A 20,716-nucleotide genomic window follows, 5' to 3' on the forward strand; every position below is an offset into this window, starting at 1 on the left:
CCGTAGCCAGGCGCCTGTGGTGCCCTCCCCCGGTCGTACCGCCGACCGACGCATCGCCCCGTCTCGGGCTCCTGGGCTGACAACCCCAGCAGTCTCACAGCCCCAGCGCGGACTGGAGCATCCCGTGGAGGTCCAGGACCTTGGAGGCGGGCAGAGTCAGGTCACGCTCCACGACAGCACCGATGCGCGAGCGCACCTGCCGGGTGTAGCGATCTGCCTCCTGGCGGGCACGACGGCGCCGACAAACCATAGCGACCAGCGCTGCGACGAGGCCCGCCACCAGCAGCACAGCCGCAGGAAGAAGGTCCTCCCGGCCCCGCAAGACCGCTGCGGCCGCCCAGACCACGGCACCCAGCACCAGAATCACCCCCGCCCACCAGAGCAGGTCGACCACAGGCTTGCGGTGTCCTGGCAGGGACACCGAGCTGACTGCCTCAGCCGCTCGCCCCGCCAGGGTCTCAGGGGCAACGACAGCCCGGTCCAGGCTACGTCCCCAGACCCCGGGCAGCCCTTCGCAAGCACGGTGCACCCACGTAGCCCGCGCTGCCCTCACCGCGCTCAGGGCCGGCGGCTCCGGGCGGGCCAGCGCCCGCGGAAACACCCGGCCCAGGCCGCTACGTATCGAGTCCTCGACAGCACGTGCTCCGGAGGCCTGTAGCAGAGCCGCCTCAACAGCACGCGTGGCCTGCGGGTCAAGCTCGATCCGGTGCTCAGCCACCGTAGGCCGCAGCCTCTGAGCAATGGCGTCAAGCTCGGCCGAGGCGGTCCTGGCCGCGTTGGACTCCCGGGCAACCCGGTGACGCAGCAGGTCACGAACTGCCTCCAGGTTGTCCCCCCTCACCGCAGAGACGGGCAGGACCTGCACCTGGGTCAGCCCGTCCTGCCTCAGCAGGGAGCGGACGTCCTTCAGAAGTGTCTCCAGCCCGCCCTCCGGAAGAGTGTCCACCTGGTTGACCAGGACCAGCATGTCCTCCTGACGGGCACCTAGCCCGCGCAGGTACCCCTCGTGCAGGGCGGCATCAGCGTACTTCTGGGGATCCACGACCCACACCAGGATGTCGGCGAGCGGCACCAGACGGTCAACCTGGAGAGAGTGCTCAATGGTCACCGAGTCGTAGTCAGGAACATCAAGGAGCACCAGCCCGCTCATCCTGTCCTGGTCAGCCGCGTCCAGGATGGAGTCACGGCGGATACGCCTCTCGGGGGAGACACCCAGAAAGTCCAGGAGGGCGGCTGCCTCATCTCCCCAGGAGCAGGCCGCGGCACGCGAGGTCGTGGGACGGCGGGCACCGACGTCGGCGAAGTCCAGCTCGGTCAGCGCGTTGAACAAGGAGGACTTCCCAGAGCCGGTACCTCCGAAAAGAGCCACGACCGTGTGGTCCACACCCAGGTCGAGCCGCTCGGCCACGGCGTCCAGACCCTCGTGCGCCGACAGGGCGAGAGCAGCGGGGACCTCCGTCGGGCAGGCTTCCAGCCCTTGACGAATCCTGGTGAGCCGGTCCTCCAGGTAGGCGGCGTCCAGGGCAGGAACCGGCTTGGCGGGAGCGGGCTCGGCGTGACGAACTGGGTGACTCATGTCGCGGCTCCGGGACGGGTAAAGGGCTTGAGCTCGCCGGACCTCAGCCGCAGCGCGGCCGCGAAGCCGGAGGGCGGGGCCAGGGAGGCAGCAGCTCCTCGGGGAAGTGTAGCGGTCAGCGCCTCGACGACCGCCTCGACCAGGAGGCTCCTGGTCGTCTGCACCTGCTCGCCAGCCCCGAGGTGACGAACCGACTGGGCAGCGCCCTCGACACCGCTGGCCGCCGCGACCAGGAGGTCGACAAAGGCGTGAGGAGCCAGCCCCCGAGGCGACTCGGTGAGATTCGCCCTCAGGTAGCCGCTCCACGACTCGATCGTCACCTCAGCGGGATCCCCATGGCCCAGGGCACGAGCGGCACGGTCCCCGGCACCTGCCTCCCGCCACGCCTGCTCCGCCTGGCTCCTCAAAGAGATCACGGCAGCCTCCAGCTGTGCGGCAAGCGCCTGCCTGGCGTCCTCAGCCAGGACCGCCAGCCCTCGCGTCCGCGCCTTCTCTGCCCTGCCCAGAAAGCCCCGGCGCAGACGCCTGCCCTGCGCCAGTGAAGCCAGTGGAGCCCCTGAGGACGCCAGCGTGAGCCACCGGGTAGCGGTAGCACCCTCCCCTGCCGCCCCCCGGTCGATATCAGCGCGGATCCGACCGATCGCCTCCTCCCGCAGCGAGGTGTCCACCGCCTCCAGCTCCTGGGCAGCGGCCTCCTGGGCGTCAACGGCCTCAGCCAGGTCGGACAGGTCGTTGCGCAGAGCGGCCCACAGGCCCCGGCCCGTACGACGCACCAGCCCGGCCGCACGGTGCCGTCCAGCCAGCAGCCGCAGCCAGTCGCGCACCTCTGCCACCGCAGAGTCCTCCAGCATCCCCTCGTGCGGCCCGGCGTCAGGCACCACGAAGAACGGCGCCTCAGACAGGCCCAGGTCCTCAAGACGTGTTGTGAGGTCACGACGCACCTCAGACAGGATCTTCGCCGGGGCACGGTTGAGGACGACGGCAATGGGCGTGTCCCGGGACGCGGCCTCCTCCAGGGTGGCCCAGGGGGTCTGATCGCCGTAGCGCGCCGCAGTCGTGACGAAGAGCCACAAGTCGGCGGCGTCCAGTAGACGGCCTGCCAGCACCCGGTTGGCCTCGTGCACGGAGTCCAGGTCCGAGGCGTCGATGAGGGCCAGCCCAGGAGGTATGGCGTCGGAGACCACCTCCTCGCACGCTTCCCTCAGAGGATGGTCCGCAAGCGGCTCACGGTCCTCCGGGTTGACCACGAGGACAGGGACACGGGTGGTGGGACGCAGGACGCCGGCGTCAGAGACCTCCCGGCCGAGGACGGAGTTGACCAGCGTGGACTTGCCTGCCCCGGTAGAGCCTCCCACGACGACGACCGACGGGATGTCAGCGTCCTGCAGGCGAGGCAGGACCTGGTCACGGACCTGGCCGACCAGGCTGTCACGAAGCCTGCGAGCCTCCTCGACACCGGGCGTCCTCAGCGGCAGGTCAAGCCTCTCCAGGTCCCGGAGAAGGTCGGCAAGGACCTCAAGCAGCTGAGCACGGGACAGCGCAGAGACAGGGAGCTCGTCCTCGGCACGGTGCGGGGAGACTGGAACGGGCATGAAGCAACCCTAGGAGCAGTGGGTAACAGAATCGACGATTGAGACCACGCGTTTGGGTCACGGTTACTGTAGCTCGCCGATGGGATATCCCTGGCGGCCACACGCGGGGACCCGGCCTCGGGTGGTTCACAGCCCCGACTGGCGCCTCCGTCGACCACGCGCAGCCTCACCACAAGGACGACTCCCGGTTCCGCCCGGCCTGCGCTGGGGCTCAAGACGTCCCCAGGCTGGCACTCCGGCACGACGCACGCACAGGCTCCGTCCCGACCCGGCATCCCGCAAGTCCTGCCAGAGTTCTCACCACTATCCTCAGGCACCGTGTGGAATCCCTGGCAGGCCCTGGCCGAGCAGTACCCTGACGTCGTCGTCGTCCACACACGGCTGATGCCTCCGAGGACCCTGGGCCTGACCGACGGCAGGACGATCTGGCTGAGCACCGACCAGACCGTAGCGGAAAGACGCTGCACCCTCACGCACGAGCTCATCCACCTCGAGCGCGGTCACCATAGCTGCCAGCCTCCCCGTGTCGAGCGCTCGGTAGAGGCCGAGGCTGCCCGCAGGCTCATACCCACAGAACGTCTCCTGGCGACGCTCTCCTGGGCACGCTCCGAGACCGAGGCTGCCGAACATCTGTGGGTCGACACCGCCACCTTGCGCGCACGCCTGGCCTGCCTCACCGAGGCCGAGCGGAAGCGGATCCGTGAAGAGGACGCATCGCAGGGGTGATAGCCACAGGCCTGATAGAGACGGTGCTGGACGCGCTCGCCCCGGGCGCGGCGTGAAAGCGGGGCGTAAGCGAGGCGTCACACCACCCCGCGCGTGTGACACGGCAGGGGTAGGTGACGTAAAACCGCGGTATCATGCAGTTCTTGGTGCCCCCGCCCGGACTCGAACCGGGAACCTGCGGATTAGAAGGCCGATGCTCTATCCATTGAGCTACGGAGGCCCGTACCGACACGGTCGGCACAGTCCAAGCCTACGCCATGATGAGCAGCCGTCCCACCGACCCAGCCCTCGCGGCGATCGTGCAGTGGCCGCACGGCGTCCTCGCAGCAACGCCCCTACGACCCGGCCACCGAGACCACGGCAAGATCCACCCGGGAGGAGCCGGTCTGCGCCACTAGCAGCCTGCCGTCAGCCTCCCCGCTGCGAGGCGCAGCAAGACCCACCATGGTGCCGCGGACCTGCCACAGCGCGGCACCGTCAGACAGGGAGTAGGCGACCACAGCGTCTCCCGTTGCAGTGGTACTGGTCGAGGGCTGTCCCACCTGCACCAGGAGGGCCTCTCCCCGTAGGGCCCCGAGCACGCTGATAAAGCAGGCCTCACCCGGGGAACGGTCAGGGATCTCCAGCTGGGTCCTGTTGGCGGTGACACTGCAGTCACTGGTGCTGACAACCGTCTCGACGGGCTCGTCAGGACCGAAGGCGTAGCGTACCGAGGAACTGTGGGCAGATGCGGCGTAGGCCTCTGCCAGGGACTGTGCGTCCAGGGGCGCGGAGAGGACGGAGACCGCCTGCGGGGAGTAGGTCCCCTCCAGGGTCTGGGCCTCGGTCCCGTCAGACTCGTAGATGGTCACGCCGCTCTCGGTGACACGGGAGAAGGCCTCCTCCCCGGTAGTGATGTTGAACCCGCCGGGGTACCGGGAGGCAAGGTCCGCCTGGCCCGTCGGGGACGTGGGAGGCAGATCCGTGTCCTCCTCGGGAAAGTCAGGCTCCTCCTCGCGCACGGAGGCCAGGACCGTGCCGGAGGACACAGAGACGACCTGTGTCTCCCCGAGGCCGCTGTCGTGGGTCAGGACGTAGCCGTTCCTGACGACTCCCTCGCGGTAGTCGCCGCGCAGCCGCCACGCCACGCTGCCTTCTGGCGTCATCGCGACCAGGTCTCCCCGGCCCTTCTCCTCGACAAGGACCGTGCGCGTGCTGGTCGCCCCCACCCACTCAAAGGAGGAGGGGCCCGGAGGTTGCGACGTCGTACCGTCTCTGTGGACCAGGATGCTGCTCGACGGGGTCTGGCACAGCAGGGAGTCGTCGTTCCAGAAGACTGCCGTCGTACTGCACCTGCCGCTCCACACCGCCGCGCCGCCGGAGCCGGTGAGGTCGTAGAGGGACCACGCGCCGTCAGACCTGGCGGCGTAGAGGCCGCCCCCTGGGGAGCTGATCCCTTCCGAGACCCCGGAGACGCGCAGGTCCTCACGGACGTCATCTCCCGCTGGTACCGAGAGCAGCCAGCCCGGGTCGGCGACGGTGGCCTCACGGGCTCGCCACCACCACGTCGTCACCGTTGCCGCCGCAGCCACGGCGACGACCAGGGCGACCACGACGACAGGCACGAGCCTCCGCCCAGGGCGTCCGGAGGACCTGGAGGTCGAGGACCGCCCGCTCCCGGGAGCTGTGGCCACGGCAGGACCGGCCGGGCAACCGTCCACGTAGCCGTAGACCGACAGGCTAGCGGCACTGTCAGCCCCGTCAGGCCCGCCAGCACTACGGTCCGGGGTGCCACCCGTGCTGCTGCTCCTGATGCCCGCACCATCCGGCTCGGGCGGGACCGCTCCCGAGGGTCCGGCTGGCGGCAGGGTAAGCGCCCTCTCAGGAGCGCCGCCGGGCTGCCTCCCGCCGGAGCCGGGAGAGGGAGCAGGCAGGCCAGAAGAGGTTCCCGGGGGCTGCACCTGCCGCGCCAGGGGCAGGGTGGGACTAGCAGTCACGGCAACCGTGGTCTCCTGGGCAGGCCCGGCCTTCCCGACGCTCTGCTCTACCTGACGACCGACGCCGTGCTCCGCGTCCCACTCGTAGGGCTCAGGCGAGAGGCTCGACCGTGGGGGCTGGGCAAGAACCGGTGCGGCAGGCAGGTCCGCCAGCTGGCTGCGCATCAGCGTAAGCCGACGGGCAACCTCCCTGGCATCGGGACGCGCAGCGGGGTGCTTGCTCAGCATCGAGACGATCAGGTCCCAGAGGGGGTCCGCGACGCCCTGAGGACGTCCTGGGTCGTGCCGGGCGTGCTGCGCCAGCAGCTGGGGAGCCTGCCCGACGAAGGGAGGGGTTCCGCAGGCCATCTGGTAGAGCACGACTCCCAACGAGTACACGTCCGCCGCCGGCGTCGGAGGCTGCGAGGAGAGGATCTCGGGAGCCATGTACAGCGGAGTCCCGACCGCACCCGTGGCATGAGCGGCGGCAAAGGTGTCGCAGATACGAGCCACGCCGAAGTCGGCGACCCGGGGCCTGACCCAGGCCCCGCCCGGCAGGCGCACCGGGGAGGCAGGGGCAGATCCTGGCCCTCCTCGCAGCGCTCCCACCGGCTCCAGTAGGATATTGGCGGGCTTGACGTCACGGTGTACCACTCCCGCTTCGTGCACGGCAGTCAGTCCCTGAGCGACACCTGCACCCAGTCCGGCCAGGTCCGCGGGCCTCAGCGAGCCCTCCTGCCGGACAAGGGCGCGCAGGTCACCTCCCCCCACGTAGTCCATGACGATCGCGAAGGTGGACCCCTCGATGACGACGTCACGGATCGTCACCACAAAGGGACTGCGCACCCGCATCAAGGTGGATCGCTCCTTGATGAAGCCCTCAACCACACCGGGAGCTTCCACCAGCTCCGCACGCAGCACCTTGAAGGCCAGGACCTCGCCCGATTCCACGCGGCGCCCGCTCCACACCTCCCCCTGCGCCCCGGAGCCGACGCGGCGGTCCAGCACGTAGGAGCTGCCCAGGCTACGGGGAGCTGGTACATCGGTCATCACGGCTCCAGGAGGTCATCAGGCGTCGACTGGCAGGGGGCTGCACCCGTGACCCTACCGTCACCTCCCCTATGCTGTCCCGCAGCACCCGCAGCCCGGGCCGGACTGCGAGAAGGCACGCCCTCCCCGCCCCCTGTGACCTGGTCCTGCGACGCCGTCGAGGGTCCCTCGGCACGACAATCGACGGGACAACAGACAGGGCGGCTATGGTAGGGGCCTGTGAGCCGACAGATGACGACCTCCGACCCGCTCGTGTGGGTCGACTGCGAGATGACTGGCCTGGACCTGGGCACCGACGCGCTCCTTGAAGTTGCCGTCGTCGTGACTGACTACGACCTCAGCCCCCTGGCCGAGGGCATCGACGTCCTCATCCGCCCCCCTGAGGAGGCGCTGCGGACCATGAGCGACCACGTACGCACCATGCACACCTCCTCCGGGCTGCTGGAGGAGCTGCGCAGCGGACTCAGCCTCGACCAGGCCCGCAGCACGGTCATGGGCTACATCAGGACCCTGGTCCCCGACCCGGGGACCGCTCAGCTGGCCGGCAACTCTGTCGGCACCGACAAGTCATTCCTGGCACGTGACATGCCTGAGCTCGTCAACCACCTGCACTACCGGATCGTCGACGTCTCCTCCATCAAGGAGCTGGCCAAGCGCTGGTACCCGCGCACCTTCTTCCACGCCCCGGACAAGGTCGGCGGGCACCGCGCCCTGGCTGACGTGCTGGAGTCCATCGACGAGCTGCGCTACTACCGCTCCATCCTCTTCCCCCAGGGCGAGGGTCCCTCCTCCGAGGAGTGCAAAGCGGCGGCGGCAGCTGTGACGGCCAGCCCCACCTCCCGGGTCCGCCGCGCCCCATCCCCCTCCTGACCCTGCGCCCCGGCCCCGTCGGCTGGCGGCCTCGCAGGCACCTCTCCGCCCAGGCCTGACCGCGTCGCCCGGACGCTGCGTGAGGATCCCGACCCGCCGACGTGACACAGCGCACCGGAGCCTCGTTTGGCCCCGGCGTCAGCAAGCCGATAAAGTACCGACTCGTTGCGAGTGCGCTCGCACACGGTGGCTGTAGCTCAGTCGGCAGAGCGCCTGGTTGTGGTCCAGGAGGTCGCGGGTTCAAACCCCGTCAGCCACCCCAGAGCCAGGATCCCGCCATGGGCGCGATCCACAGCTCCTCGGGGCCGCCCGCCCTGGCTGCGGCCGCCACGCCGGGACAAGGACGTTCCTCGCGCCACCTCCCTGACCCTACGTCACCGCCGCGTCCCTCTGACAGCCTTCCCTACCCACCCTTGTCTGCCCACTGCCCTCGCCGGACAGGCACGTGGTCGGCCCTGGTGCCGACAGCGGTCACTCCCCGCACCAACGGAGCCCCGGAGCAGACGCAGGAGTCGCTCCCGACGCACCTGGGCACGACACACCGGGACGTCGGCCTCCTGCCCCTGAGCCCGCTCCAGATTTCTCCGTGTACACTCGCAATGAATTATCACGAACCGGTCACCTCTGTGGCACAAGGGGCACGCGGTGCCCCAGGCCACGGCCGGAGCAGCGGGGACTCCCCTACGAACGGGACCAGCACAAGAGAGGCAGGCGACGTGACCACCAGCGACACAAGGGACGTGCTGTCACGACCGAGCGGCACCGGCACCACCTGGACAGAGTCAGGCTCCTTCTACGCCCGCTACGGAAAGCGCGCCGTGGACCTGGCGGCGGCTGTGGCCACCCTGCCTGCTCTTGGCGTACTCACCATCGGCGTCGGTCTTGCCGTCGCGCTGGACGACCGCGGGCCGGTCTTCTTTCGGCAGGAGCGGTGGGGTCGACGGGGCACGCCCTTCAGGATCGTCAAGTTCCGCTCCATGTCCGTGGGTGCACGCGACGTACGCAACGCGGACTCCTCTACGCTGGCCAGCCGTCACGACTCGAGAGTCACGCGCGTGGGCAGGGTGCTGCGCCTGACCTCTGTCGATGAGGTGCCGCAGATCATCAACGTCCTCAGGGGGGAGATGAGCCTCATCGGCCCCCGCCCCAACCTCGCCACCAAGCCCCTGGAGAGCATGGGACCTGACGAACGACGGCGGCTGTCCGTGAGACCGGGGATCACCGGCTACAACCAGGCCTTCTACCGCAACTCCTCCTCCCTGGAGGAACGCTACGCAGCCGACTGCTACTACGTGGACCACCTGTCCCTGGGCCTGGACCTGAGGATTCTAGCGCGCACACTGCGCACTGTCTTGGCACGGGAGCAGGTCTACACCGAGGAGAACCGATGACCACCGCCCCTGGCAGCCTGCCCGGCAGCCCGCCTCCGCCTGCCGCAGACCACCACGGGCAGCGGGTCCTGATCCTGGGCGCCTCGCTGCTGCAGGTTCCTATGATTCGCCGCGCCCGCGACCTCGGCATGCGGCCTGTTGTCGTGGACATGGATCCTGCGGCGCCAGGGGTCTGCCTGGCGGAGGAGTTCCACGCCGTCAGCACCAACGACATCGACACCGTCCTCGACGTCGCACGTGCCCACGACATCCACGGCGTCGCGACCGTGGGTACCGACATGCCGGTACGCACCATTGCCGCTGTAGCACAGGCACTGGGGCTGCCTGGCGTCTCCCCGACCACGGCACTGACCTGTACTGACAAGGCGGTCATGGCCCAGGCCTTCGCCGACGCCTCCCTACCCCACCCCGCGTTCAGGACCGTCTCCGGGATGGCAGAGCTGGAGGAGGCGGTTGCCCAGATCGGCCTGCCCTGCATCCTCAAGCCCCTGGACTCCTCCGGCAGCAGAGGAGTCATCCAGGTCAGCTCCGCTGACCAGCTGCCCACTGCCCTTGACTACACCAGGAGAGTCACCAGGGACGTCTCGCCATCGGGACAGGTCCTAGTCGAGGAGCTCCTCACCGGCCCCGAGATCAGCTGCGAGGTCCTGTGCATCGCTGGCACCGCCCATGTCGTCGCCCTCACTGACAAGGCTACGACCGGCGCACCGCACTTCATTGAGACCGGGCACACACAGCCCGCTGTCCTGGACGCCCCGACCACCGCAGCTGTCACCAGCCTTGTCCAGGACACGGTCGAGGCGACAGGAATCACGGACGGACCGGCTCACATCGAGATGATCCTGACCTCGACCGGACCTCGGCTCGTCGAGCTGGGCGCACGAATGGCCGGGGACTTCGTTGCCTCCCACCTGGTCCCGCTGACCACCGGGGTGGACTTTATCGGCCTGGTGCTGCGCCAGGCCTGCGGGGAGCCCATCGATCCCCCCATGCCGCGACCGCAGGGCGGGGCGGTGCGCTTCCTTGACGCCCCCCAGGGGACGCTCGTCGGCTTCCGTGGCCTCACCCAGGCACATGGGCTACCTGGTGTGCGAGAGGTACTTCCCCTCGCCCGGGCGGGACAGCGCATCGGTGGCCTGCACTCAAGCACCGACCGCGTCGGTGTGGTCATCGCCCAGGGGAAGGACCACGACGACGCAGCGCGTATCTGCGAGGCGGCCAGGAATCTCATCACCGTGGAGGTACAGCCATGAGCACCCCAGAACAGCACCGCCAGGGAGCACGCCAGGGCCCGGCCTCAGGGCGCCGCGTCCTTGTCATCGGCGCGGGACGCGGGCAGACCGGCCTCATTCGCGCCGTCAGGCGCCTGGGAGCCACCGCGGTCGTCGCCACCCGCGTCGAGCCGCACCTGCCCGGGATCGCCGAGGCCGACGAGGTCCTGGCCGCTGACATCCTCGCTGTCGACGACGTCGTGGATGCCGCCCGGCAGGCCGGGGTCGACGCGGTCGCCACCAGCTGCCTGGACACCGGGCTGGAGGCTCTGGGCGCGGTGGCGGACACCCTGGGACTGCGAGGCCTGAGCCGCCAGGCCGCACGCCTGTGCTCCGACAAGCTGGCGATGAAGAAGCGGCTGGCGCAGGCGGGTGTCCCGACAGCAGCCTACGTGGCGGTCTCCTCCTGTGAGCAGGTTGGTCCCGCGCTGGAACGCACTGGCCTGCCCGCAGTAGTCAAGGCCACCGACCTTCAGGGCTCCAGCGGAGTCTTCATGGTGGACACGCCTCAGGAGGCGGCACAGGCCTGGAGCACAGCCGCCAGCCTCAGCAGAAGCGGACGCGTCATCATCGAGCGTCTCCTGACAGGACGCGAGTTCGGCGCACAGGCCTTCGTCCACGACGACCAGGTGCTCCACGTCACCGTCCACGGTGACGACCTCGCTCCGGGAGAGGTGCCCGTACCTGTGGGCCACCACGTCCCCATGGAGGCCGACCCTGGGCTGCTGGAGCAGGCCGACCGAGTCGTCCGGCAGGCCGTCAGCGCTCTAGGTCTGCGTAACTGCGCGGTCAACGTCGACCTCATGGAATGCGACGGCGTCGTGCACCTCATCGAGCTGACTGGACGTGCCGGCGCCAACGGCCTGCCCGAGCTCATGTCGACGGTCTACGGCCTGGACTACTACGAGATGGTCGCTCGCGAGGCGCTGGACCTTGACGTGCTGGAGACGTGGCGGGGCCGCTCCCCCTGGGACGGCGCTGCGCTGGCCATCATGCTCATCGACGCCGATGCCCGGGGCACCGTCACCGGCATCCACCGTCCCGACAGGCTGCCCGGGTGGGTCACCGACCTGCAGGTCTTCACGAACGTGGGCGACGTCCTGGAGGGGTTCACCTCCTCCAACGACTGTCTGGGCCAGGTGGTGGTTCGAGGATCCACCCTGGCAGAGTGCCGCGAGCGTGCCGCCTACATTGACGCGCAGGTGGTCCTGGCCACGGACAACGCGGGAACAGGTGCACGGACAGGTGAGACAGTCTCCACGCCGGGGACACGGTCATGAGGCGCCTGGTCCTTCTTGCCAACGCCTTCCCCTTCGGCACCTGGGAGACCTTCCTGGAGACCGAGCTGGAGTACATGGACAGCTTCGACGCGGTCGAGGTCATGTCCCTGTCGGTGCGTGCGGACCAGCGGCTGCGCAGGCGCTCGCTGCCCTACGCCAGCATGCGGGCACACCCGATCGCCTTCCGGTCCCGGGTCTTCTACCTGCTGGCCTCCATTCGCGTCCTGCCAGACGTCAACCTCTACAAGGAGCTGCGTCATCTGCGCCGCACCGGGCGCCTCAGCGCCGCACGGGTGGTGACCCTGTTCGTGTTCCTCAGCCGCGCCCACCACGAGGCCCGGGTCTGCCGTCGTCTCCTGAGGCAGGCAGGCGCCCGTGACGACGAGATCGTGTTCTACTCCTACCGCTTCAACTACCAGCCCTACCTCGCCTGGCTGCTGCGTCGCCACTTCCCGCAATCAGTCTCGGTAGCACGGGCGCACCGCGCCGACCTGTACGAGGAGCTGGCACCTACGGAGTACCTGCCACTGCGTGAGCACACTGTCACCCACCTGGGAAAGATCTACTGCATCGCCGACCACGGCAGGAACTACCTCGTCAGCAGGTTCCCCTGGGCCAGGGACAGGACCGTCGTTGCGCGACTGGGCACCACCGACCACGGCACCGCGTCGCAGTGGCCGTCACGGTCCCCCCTGAGGGTTGTCAGCTGCTCCACCATCACCCCGGTCAAGCGTCTCGAGCTCCTCCTCGAGGCCCTAGCGGGATCCCGGCACCCTGTCGAGTGGGAGCACTTCGGCGAGGGGCCGCTACGGAACAGCCTCGAGCACAGGGCGCGCTCTCTCCTTCCCCCGCACGTGTCGCTCAGGCTGCACGGGTTCGTAAGCAACACCCAGCTCGTCAAGAGCTACGTCGCCCAGGCGCGCCACGTCCTGGTCAACGTCAGCTCCTCGGAGGGCGTCCCCGTCTCAATCATGGAGGCCATGTCCACCGGGATACCAGTCATCGCCACGGACGTCGGCGGCACCGGGGAGATCGTCCTCGACGGGGTCAACGGCATCCTGCTTCCCGCCGACCCCTCCCCCGAGCAGGTCCGACAGGCCGTGGAGCGCATAGCCACCATGGATGACGGTGACTACACGCGGCTGCGCCAGGCGGCCCGCCGTACCTGGCAGGAGCGTTGCGACGCTCGGCACCTGTACACGACCTTCGCGGCGGAGCTCACGGGGCTCAGCCACCGGTAGCACCCCAGGGTGGCGGCTGTCCCCACCCACCACCGGGGGTCGGTGGTGGGTGGGGACAGCCGCCACCCGGCTTGTAGCAGCAGCACCTGCACAACGCCCGCGGATTCCACCACCACAACCAGGGCACAGCTGTCAGATCCTTCCAGATACGGTGCCCGCTAAACAACCCGCACAAGCAAAGACAGGCATCACACCGCATTCTTTTCATCGACACTTGATCAGCAGGAGAGCGGACCAGGCAACCGCCACATTTAGAGGTTTCCTCAACCAGAAATGCGACCAGTGGGGCATGAAACACAATTCCGTGACCGCCCACTGAAATAACGCTCAAAATTTCCAGAGAGAACACTCGACCATTGAACTGCTGATAGGGTCAGCTCCGGCGACAGGAGCAGGTGCACCCGTTTTAGTCTGGCGCGACACGCCGACAGGAGCCCGGCGGGCACAGCCCGAACGACAGCACCAGACGTAGGGGCGCCAAGGCGGGAGTAACAGCGGCAGAAGGAGCCGACCTGCCGAAACCGAGAGCCAGGAGACCCTCGCGGCACAACGGTGTGGCAAAAAACACCACGGACATCACCGCGAGAGAAGCGCCGTGAATGAATCCAGGTACCAGCAGGACGTTCTTCACGCAGATCAGCCGGTCAAGGGCCGCATAGAACACCGCTGTCGGACTTCTCCCAGACAGATACATTGCCCCACCCAGAAAGTGTGACATAGTTATGGTGATGTTACTGCCCCCTTCCTGGCGCTGCCCGGCCGCCCCGACCGGACCCTGCCGGTCGTCGGCACGCTATGCACCCGGAGCGCAGCAGCACACAGCGCAGGTCGCCACCAGGCGACCCGGGACCCGAAAGCGAGTATTCAGCAGATGAGGATCAGCAACAGGCAGGCCGTCATCGCCCCGACGACCGACACACTGGGCTGGATCGTGTCGGGGCTCATGGTGCACGGCCTCAATACCACCCCAGCAGCCCTCCCTACCGTCGCCATCATCGTGTTCCTGCTCACCGCAGCGGCAACAAACCTGCTGCTGGGGAGACTGGTCCTGCTCACCTACCGGAGGCGGTTCCGCACCGCCTCCTTCGAGGAGGCCACCGCGCTTGCCTGCCAGTACGCCGTCGCCACGCTGGCAGGCGCACTAGCCGTCACCGTGTGGTCAGCCGCCACCAACCAGACAGTCTCTGTGCTCGCCATCGTGGCGATCCCCTGGGCCAGCCTGGCTATCGCCCTGCTGGCACGCTTCACCGTGCGGGTGAGCCGTACCTACGCCAGGGCACAGGCCTACCAGCGCGCCGCGCACAACCGGGACCGGGTCATCATCCTGGGAGCCGGGGAGGTCGGCGGGCAGATCGTCCGCCTGACCAAGAACGACGCCGCATCCCCCTTCGTCCCTGTCGGTCTGGTCGACGACGACACGACGAAGAAGTACCTGCGTCTGCACGGCGTGCCTGTCCTGGGCACCATCGACTCGCTGGTCTCCTGCTGCCAGCAGAAGGACGTACGCACCGTGATCATCGCGATCGCCGACCTTCCCACCGAGCGGCTCAAGCAGGTCACGCAGGAGTGCGCCCGCAACGGGATCAAGACGATGACCATCGTGCCGGTGCGCGAGATCGCCCGACGCCGGATCCAGTTCTCAGACATCAAGGACATCGACCTGACTGACGTGCTGGGCAGGCGCGAGGTCCACATCGACCTGTCAAGGATCAGCGACTACGTCGCGGGCAGGTCGGTGCTGGTCACCGGCGCAGGGGGCTCGATCGGGTCCGAGATCGCCCGCCAGCTGCACCGTATCGGCCCACGGGACCTTGTGCTGCTCGACCGTGACGAGTCCGCTCTCCACACGATCCAGCTGGACATCTACAACAAGGGCCTGCTGGACACGCGGGACATCGTCCTGTGCGACATCCGTGACAAGGAGGCCCTGCGCCAGGTGTTCCAGGAGCACCGTCCCGAGGTGGTCTTCCACGCCGCGGCCCTCAAGCACCTGCCGCTGCTGGAGCAGTACCCTGACGAGGGGTGGAAGACCAACGTGCTTGGCACGAAGAACGTCCTGGAGCTCTCCGAGGAGACAGCCGTGACGACCCTGGTCAACATCTCCACTGACAAAGCGGCCGACCCAACCTCGGTCCTGGGGCGCACGAAGCACGTCGCCGAGCAGATGACCACCTCTATCGCCCTGGAGAACGGGCTGCGCTTCGTCTCGGTCCGGTTCGGCAACGTCCTGGGCTCACGCGGCTCGATGCTGTGGACCTTCAAGCACCAGATCGACAGCGGCGGCCCCGTCACGGTGACCGACCCGCGGGTGGAGAGGTACTTCATGACTATCCCCGAGGCGTGCCAGCTGGTCCTCCACGCCGGAGCCATCGGCCGCCCTGGGGACACGATGGTCCTGGACATGGGGGAGCCCGTCCGGATCCTTGACGTCGCCCAGAGGCTCATCGCCCAGTCGGGCAACGACGTGGAGGTCGAGTTCACCGGCCTGCGACCGGGCGAGAAGCTGTCTGAGGACCTCATCGCCACCGACGAGGACGGCATCCGCCCCTTCCACCCTCTTATCAGCCACGTACGGGTGGAGCCGGTCGCCCCGCACAGGCTCGACACAGTCCGGGAGTGGGCCTACGGCGCTGCGGCCGACGCCAGGCACGTCGAGAAGGACGCCAAGGACATCACCGCCGCACAGCAGGAGGAGCAGGCCCAGCCTGTCGCCATGTCGCACGAGGCAGTCTCGCACTAACTCCGCCCCGTTGCCCCGCCACCTGCACCTCCACGACACGGACCCACAGAACAGGACCTGACCTCGACCATGGAACTCTGGGATCTTCTCGCGCTGGCACGGCGACGCATCGGCACAGTCCTCCTGCTGCCCGTGCTAGGCGTCCTCGTGGCAGCCGGGCTCCTCTACCTCACGCCCACCACCTACACCGCCAGCTCAAGCGCCTACGTGTCCGTCGCCGTCAGTGACGAGGACACCATGACGACGAGGTACTCCGACGCAGCCGACCTCGCGGAGAAGAAGGCAACCGCTGTCGTCCCGATCTTCACCTCGACACGGCTGGCCCAGGCAGTCATCAACGACCTGGGTCTCGACGAGACACCGGAGCAGCTGGCCTCCAACATCACGGCCACCAACGTCACCGGTACGGTAACAATCAACGTGACGGTGACAGCCTCCTCCCGGGAGGACGCCCTGCAGATCGCCGACGCCGTGATTACTCACTCAGCGGAGGAGATCAGGGGGCTGGAGGGCGAGGTGTCACCCGTGACAGTCGTCCCCCTGGCGTCGGCGGAGCTCTCGGGCGTGTCCGTCAGCCCCTCACCGGGGCGCTACATCGGCCTCGGAGCCGTCGGGGGCCTTCTGGTGGGCTTCCTCCTCGTGTTCGGGGCCTCGGTCATGGACAACCGCCTTCAGAGCATCGGAGAGGCTTCACGCGCTGCTGAGTCTCCTGCACTAGGTGCCCTTCCTGTCAAGCTGACACGGGACACGGACCGCCTGCTGGCCAGGATCCGAGAGCTGGTGCTCTACACAGGCTCGGGACGCCTGCCTGCTCGCACGGTGCTAGTAGCCTCGGCTGCCGGAGACTGCGGTGCCTGGAAAGTTGCCCTGGAGCTGGCACGAGCCACGGCGCTGGCCGGCCAGCCCACCGTCCTGGTCGATGCCAGGATGCGCAGCACAGAGACGGGACGCCCCCTGACAGAACCGGGCCTGTCGGAGGTGCTCCAGGGCAAGAGCCGCCTGAGTGACGCCGTAGCAGGCTCCGAGGTGCCAGGTCTTCTGGTGATGAAGGCTGGAGCCGCCGCCTCGGACCCGACAGCACTGCTGGCATCCCCTCGTATGGAGGAGGCCTTGTCGGTGCTGTCCCGGGACCGCTGCGTCATTGTCGCCGGACCCGCCCTCTACCCAGGTGCCGAGGGCCTTCTCGTCTCCCGGCTGGTCGACCGCATCGTCGTCGTCGCCCGCTTCAAGCAGACCACGACCGACCAGCTGGAGCACGCCACCGAGGCCCTGCGACGCGAGAGCCACGAGATAAGCGGGGTCGTGCTCAACGACGTGCCCTCGTCGTTCCTGTCGCGGGTACGGTACGGAGAGTTCAACGAGGCGGCATGAAGAACGATCGCGACACGGTCGGGACGGTCGACCGGGGGCTACCCCGCAGGGGTGACTCCGGTCCCTCCTGCCAGCCACCGCAGGGCAAGGCTGTCGGGCTCCCCGGGCTGGCAGCACACGACGGTCCTACCGGAGTCCTGGACCGCCCCGATCCACGCACTGACCTGCGCGGCACTGGCAGCCCCGTCGGGGCGGGCCTGCTGCAGGAGGACACTGTCGGCCCACTGCAGGCAGGCGCTGTCGACGCCGGGGAGGCCACGCGCCCTGACACGCACGTCGACACCGAGCCGACGCAGGACCTGAGCCGCCTCGGCAGCTGTCTCCAGGAGCGGGCCACAGTCGCCCTGTGCGACAACAAGCACGTGAAAGGTCCGCTCCGCACGGCGCGCGGGCCTGCCTGGTACCGACGCGGGCGCCGCCACCACGCCGCCTCTGACTCCGCTGTGTCCTGGCGATACTGCCTGTGGTGGCTGTGCCGACGGTGTCACGCTCATCCCCGTGTCCCGTCCCAGATGTCCTGGCTGTCGCTGCAGCCTGCCGCGGCAGGCTGCAGCCCAACCACCGCGAGCGCCCGTCTACCCATAGTGCAGAGCTTCCTTCGTACACGTCATACATGGTGCGGCCAAGACCTATGGCCAAACCGAGAAGATGCTATAGCACCGGCTCCGCAGCAACCACCGCAACATGAACGGAGACATCCGATCGAGATCAGCACAGTCAGACAACGTCGTCACCGCTCCGTGCCAGCACTGAGGCGTCCCCGCAGCCGTGCCCGTCCTGGGCCGCCCATGGTGAGGACACCCACGAGGCAGCATCCAGCACCGACACCGACTGAGGAGTGACGTCATGATCCCATTCTCCCCACCTACCCTGACCGAGGACGACATTGAGGCTGTCGTCTCGGTACTGCGCTCCGGCTGGATCACGACAGGCCCCGTCGGGCGCGAGTTCGAGGCCGCCCTGACGGCCTACACCGGCTGCGCAGGCACCGTGACCCTCAGCTCGGCGACGGCCGCTCTCGAGCTGGCCCTGAGACTGTGCGACGTCGGCCCCGGCGACGAGGTTATCGTCCCCGCCTACACCTACACAGCCACCGCCGCCGTGGTCCACCACGTGGGTGCGTCCATCGTCGTGGTGGACACCGAGCCAGGCTCCTGCACCCCCTCGCCCGAGCGAGTTCTCGCTGCTGTATCACCCAGGACCAAGGCCGTCATCACCGTCGACCTGGCCGGTGTCCCCTTCGACACCAGGCCCCTGGCTGAAGCCCTCACCGGGCAGGGCAGCCGTGCCGGGGGCCTGCAGCAGCGGCTGGATCGTCCAGTCCTCATTGCCGACGCCGCCCACTCCCTGGGAGCGCGCCTGGACCACGCTGCCGTGGGCGAGGTGGCAGATCTTACTGCCTTTTCCTTTCACGCCGTCAAGAACCTGACCACCGCCGAGGGCGGGGCGCTGCAGTGGCGCACCGGGCTGCCCGCCGACCATGACGACATCGAGCGCTCGCTGCGCCTGCTGTCCCTTCACGGTCAGTCCAAGGACGCACTAGCCAAGACCACGGGGACGTCGTGGGAGTACGACATCGAGGTCCTGGGCTGGAAGGCCAACATGCCCGACGTCCTGGCCGCGCTGGGGCTGTCCCAGCTGGCACGCTATGACAGTATTGTCGAGCGTCGGCTGAAGATGGTGTCGCTGTACCAGGAAGGGCTCAGCGACACCGGTATCACCCTGCTCCCCCACCAGCAGCCCGGACTGCGATCCAGCGCCCACCTTGCGATCGCTACGCTTCCCGTGCCTGGCGTCGAGGAGCGCAACGCCTTCATCGACCAGATGCGGCACTGTGGTGTCGCGACAAACGTCCACTACAAGCCACTGCCCATGCTGACTGCCTACAAGAGGCTCGGCCTCGACATCAGCCGGTACCCGCACGCGGCCTCCTTCTACGCCACGGAGGTGACCCTGCCCCTGCACATGGCACTGACCGACGACGACATCGCCCGGGTGTGCCACGCAGCACGTACGGCACTGCCAGGATCACGATGAGCCTGCTCGCGCCTAGGTCCTCCCTGGTACCACGCAGCACCACCGCAGCTCCGTCAGCCAGTAGGCAGGCGCCCCCGGGCCAGCGGGCGCTCAGGGTCCTGACCGCGAACCTGGCCCTGACCTTTATGATCTTGTGGGGGCAGTGCGACTGGCGGTGGGGCGGCCTGCTGTTCCTGTGGCTCAACCTGCTCTTGTACAGCCTGAGCCCTCGACGGCGCTCCGTGTTCTTCAGCGGGTTCCTTGTCTCCTTCTTCCTGCTGCTTCTCAGCCAGGCGACCTTGGAGCGAGTCTTTCACTACTCCTCCTCGCGCGCCGAGCCCGCCGCGCTTCCGACGACCGTCACTATTCTTCTGGTTGGTCTGGCAGCATCCGCAGCAGGGTACTTCCTTGCCGGCCTCCCCGGGATGCCACGCTACGTCGCCGCCGCACGCAGCAGCAGCCAGCGCGGCAGGGCAGCCGTCATACGTGCCCGGTCGTGGGCTGCCCAGGCGCTGCACGACCGGGCACACGTCAGGTCCGCCTCCTTGGCCGTCATTGTCCTCAGCTTTCCGATCAGCACGTTCTGGCTGGTCTCCACGATCGCCAGGACCGGCATCTCGGGGTACCTCAGCCTCTACACCACCGACTACATCGACCAGAACTCGGGGATCCTCAACCTGCTCGGGGAGTACTCCTCCGACTTCGCGTTTATCGCCTACCTCATCTACCTGGCCACGATGCCGTCGCGCAACGAGATGATCCTGCCCACGTCCCTGCTGGCCGTCATCAAGAGCCTGTACCTCATGGTGGGTGTGCGCCGGGAGTTCACCGTGTTCGCAATCATCGTCGTGTGCTACGTCGTTCTGCGCAACCGGATAGACCCGGGTAAGGGATGGTTTACCCGGCGCACGGCCCTGACCGCTTCCCTGAGCGCCGCGGCCCTGATGCTCCTGTTCACGGCTATGGAGAGCCTCCGTGGCAACGGCAGCTCCTCTTCCATCGTGGAGTTCCTCTACAACCAGGGGGTCTCCGTGCGGGTAATCGACAACGTCGTGGTGTTCGGCGACCGCCTCCCCGAGCAGTTCTACCTGGCCTACTTCGCCCACTACGGCCTGGTCGGACGTCTCCTCGGCCTACCCTCCCTGCAAGGAAACTCCTTCGAGCGGGCAGAGATAGGAGGGTCGCTGTCGCACTCACTGTCCCGCATCGCCCTGGGCGACCATGCCTACCTGACCGGGGTGAGCACCGGGACGTCCTACCTTGCCGAGGGCTACGTCCAGTACGGGATGGCTGGCGTCCTCGGCCTCGCCCTCGTCGTCGGTGCCGTGCTGCGCTACGTCGACGGGCTGGCCAGCACCTCCTACATCTCCAACTCCCTGCGCATGCTCATGCTTCCGTCACTGATATGGCTGCCCCGCGGCCCGGCCGCTGACTTCATCGGCGTCCTGGTGGCCCCGACCACGATCATGGCGCTGGCCACCATAGTCGGGGTCGTGTGGATATCCCGCGGCATGGAGACCCTCAGAAGCAGGAGACAGATCGGCTACCGGCCCCGCAGGCGGCTCCTCAGGCAACGTGGCAGGACAGCGTAGGACGCAGCAGCACAGCAGCTCCCACCACGTCCGCACGTCTGGCTT

14 protein-coding genes and 2 tRNA genes are annotated in these 20,716 nt (G+C 68.1%); 11 read left to right on the forward strand and 5 right to left on the reverse strand.

Features of this window, described 5'->3' with window-relative positions; all coding sequences use genetic code 11:
• Nucleotides 1-94 precede the first annotated feature (94 nt).
• Nucleotides 95-1,576 (reverse strand): GTPase, encoded by a 1,482-nt coding sequence (locus D4740_RS06730; RefSeq protein ID WP_119836151.1) that lies wholly within the window; start codon nucleotides 1,574-1,576, stop codon nucleotides 95-97.
• Entirely contained in the window at nucleotides 1,573-3,168 is a 1,596-nt protein-coding gene (locus tag D4740_RS06735) for a GTPase domain-containing protein (protein WP_119836152.1), read from the reverse strand. Before D4740_RS06735 ends, D4740_RS06730 begins: the two co-directional genes overlap by 4 nt.
• 318 nt (nucleotides 3,169-3,486) lie before the next feature.
• Between D4740_RS06735 and D4740_RS06740 the strand changes: the two genes are divergently transcribed.
• Nucleotides 3,487-3,894: an ImmA/IrrE family metallo-endopeptidase gene (locus tag D4740_RS06740; RefSeq protein WP_205570033.1), complete on the forward strand. Its 408-nt coding sequence runs from the start codon at nucleotides 3,487-3,489 to the stop codon at nucleotides 3,892-3,894.
• A gap of 144 nt (nucleotides 3,895-4,038) precedes the next feature.
• On the opposite strand, the gene D4740_RS06745 is transcribed toward D4740_RS06740, so the two are convergent.
• Nucleotides 4,039-4,114, reverse strand: a tRNA-Arg gene (locus D4740_RS06745).
• Between the two features lie 115 nt (nucleotides 4,115-4,229).
• Entirely contained in the window at nucleotides 4,230-6,899 is a 2,670-nt protein-coding gene (locus D4740_RS06750) for a serine/threonine-protein kinase (protein WP_119836153.1), read from the reverse strand.
• Nucleotides 6,900-7,130: 231 nt separating this feature from the next.
• Between D4740_RS06750 and orn the strand changes: the two genes are divergently transcribed.
• The 8 genes from orn to D4740_RS06790 all read left to right on the forward strand — a co-directional run bounded on the left by orn (nucleotide 7,131) and on the right by D4740_RS06790 (nucleotide 17,063).
• On the forward strand, nucleotides 7,131-7,769 hold the full coding sequence (orn, locus tag D4740_RS06755; RefSeq protein WP_119836154.1) for an oligoribonuclease: 639 nt from the start codon (nucleotides 7,131-7,133) through the stop codon (nucleotides 7,767-7,769).
• Between the two features lie 186 nt (nucleotides 7,770-7,955).
• Nucleotides 7,956-8,031, forward strand: a tRNA-His gene (locus D4740_RS06760).
• Nucleotides 8,032-8,485: 454 nt separating this feature from the next.
• Nucleotides 8,486-9,160: a sugar transferase gene (locus tag D4740_RS12865; protein ID WP_162933892.1), complete on the forward strand. Its 675-nt coding sequence runs from the start codon at nucleotides 8,486-8,488 to the stop codon at nucleotides 9,158-9,160.
• Nucleotides 9,157-10,413, forward strand: a complete 1,257-nt coding sequence (locus D4740_RS06770) for an ATP-grasp domain-containing protein (protein WP_119836156.1) — start codon at nucleotides 9,157-9,159, stop codon at nucleotides 10,411-10,413. Before D4740_RS12865 ends, D4740_RS06770 begins: the two co-directional genes overlap by 4 nt.
• Complete coding sequence (locus D4740_RS06775; RefSeq protein ID WP_119836157.1) at nucleotides 10,410-11,711, forward strand: ATP-grasp domain-containing protein; 1,302 nt, start codon at nucleotides 10,410-10,412, stop codon at nucleotides 11,709-11,711. The genes D4740_RS06770 and D4740_RS06775 overlap by 4 nt, the downstream gene beginning before the upstream one ends.
• On the forward strand, nucleotides 11,708-12,952 hold the full coding sequence (locus D4740_RS06780; RefSeq protein WP_119836158.1) for a glycosyltransferase: 1,245 nt from the start codon (nucleotides 11,708-11,710) through the stop codon (nucleotides 12,950-12,952). The genes D4740_RS06775 and D4740_RS06780 overlap by 4 nt, the downstream gene beginning before the upstream one ends.
• Nucleotides 12,953-13,823: 871 nt before the next feature.
• The gene (locus D4740_RS06785; RefSeq protein ID WP_119836159.1) at nucleotides 13,824-15,692 is read left to right on the forward strand and encodes a nucleoside-diphosphate sugar epimerase/dehydratase; all 1,869 of its coding nucleotides are present in this window, start codon (nucleotides 13,824-13,826) and stop codon (nucleotides 15,690-15,692) included.
• 69 nt (nucleotides 15,693-15,761) lie between these two features.
• Complete coding sequence (locus D4740_RS06790) at nucleotides 15,762-17,063, forward strand: polysaccharide biosynthesis tyrosine autokinase (protein WP_119836160.1); 1,302 nt, start codon at nucleotides 15,762-15,764, stop codon at nucleotides 17,061-17,063.
• 38 nt (nucleotides 17,064-17,101) lie between these two features.
• Here the strand turns inward: D4740_RS06790 and D4740_RS06795 are convergent, their stop codons facing one another.
• A complete protein-coding gene (locus D4740_RS06795) occupies nucleotides 17,102-17,425 on the reverse strand; it encodes a hypothetical protein (RefSeq protein WP_147392861.1) in 324 nt (107 codons plus the stop codon).
• 484 nt (nucleotides 17,426-17,909) lie between these two features.
• Between D4740_RS06795 and D4740_RS06800 the strand changes: the two genes are divergently transcribed.
• Nucleotides 17,910-19,100, forward strand: coding sequence for a DegT/DnrJ/EryC1/StrS aminotransferase family protein (locus D4740_RS06800; protein ID WP_119836162.1), 1,191 nt, complete (start codon nucleotides 17,910-17,912; stop codon nucleotides 19,098-19,100).
• Nucleotides 19,097-20,671, forward strand: a complete 1,575-nt coding sequence (locus tag D4740_RS06805) for an O-antigen polysaccharide polymerase Wzy family protein (RefSeq protein ID WP_119836163.1) — start codon at nucleotides 19,097-19,099, stop codon at nucleotides 20,669-20,671. The genes D4740_RS06800 and D4740_RS06805 overlap by 4 nt, the downstream gene beginning before the upstream one ends.
• The last annotated feature ends 45 nt before the right edge of the window (nucleotides 20,672-20,716 follow it).

Origin of the sequence: Actinomyces sp. 2119 (assembly GCF_003591215.1) — a bacterium.
Classification (GTDB): domain Bacteria; phylum Actinomycetota; class Actinomycetes; order Actinomycetales; family Actinomycetaceae; genus Actinomyces; species Actinomyces lilanjuaniae.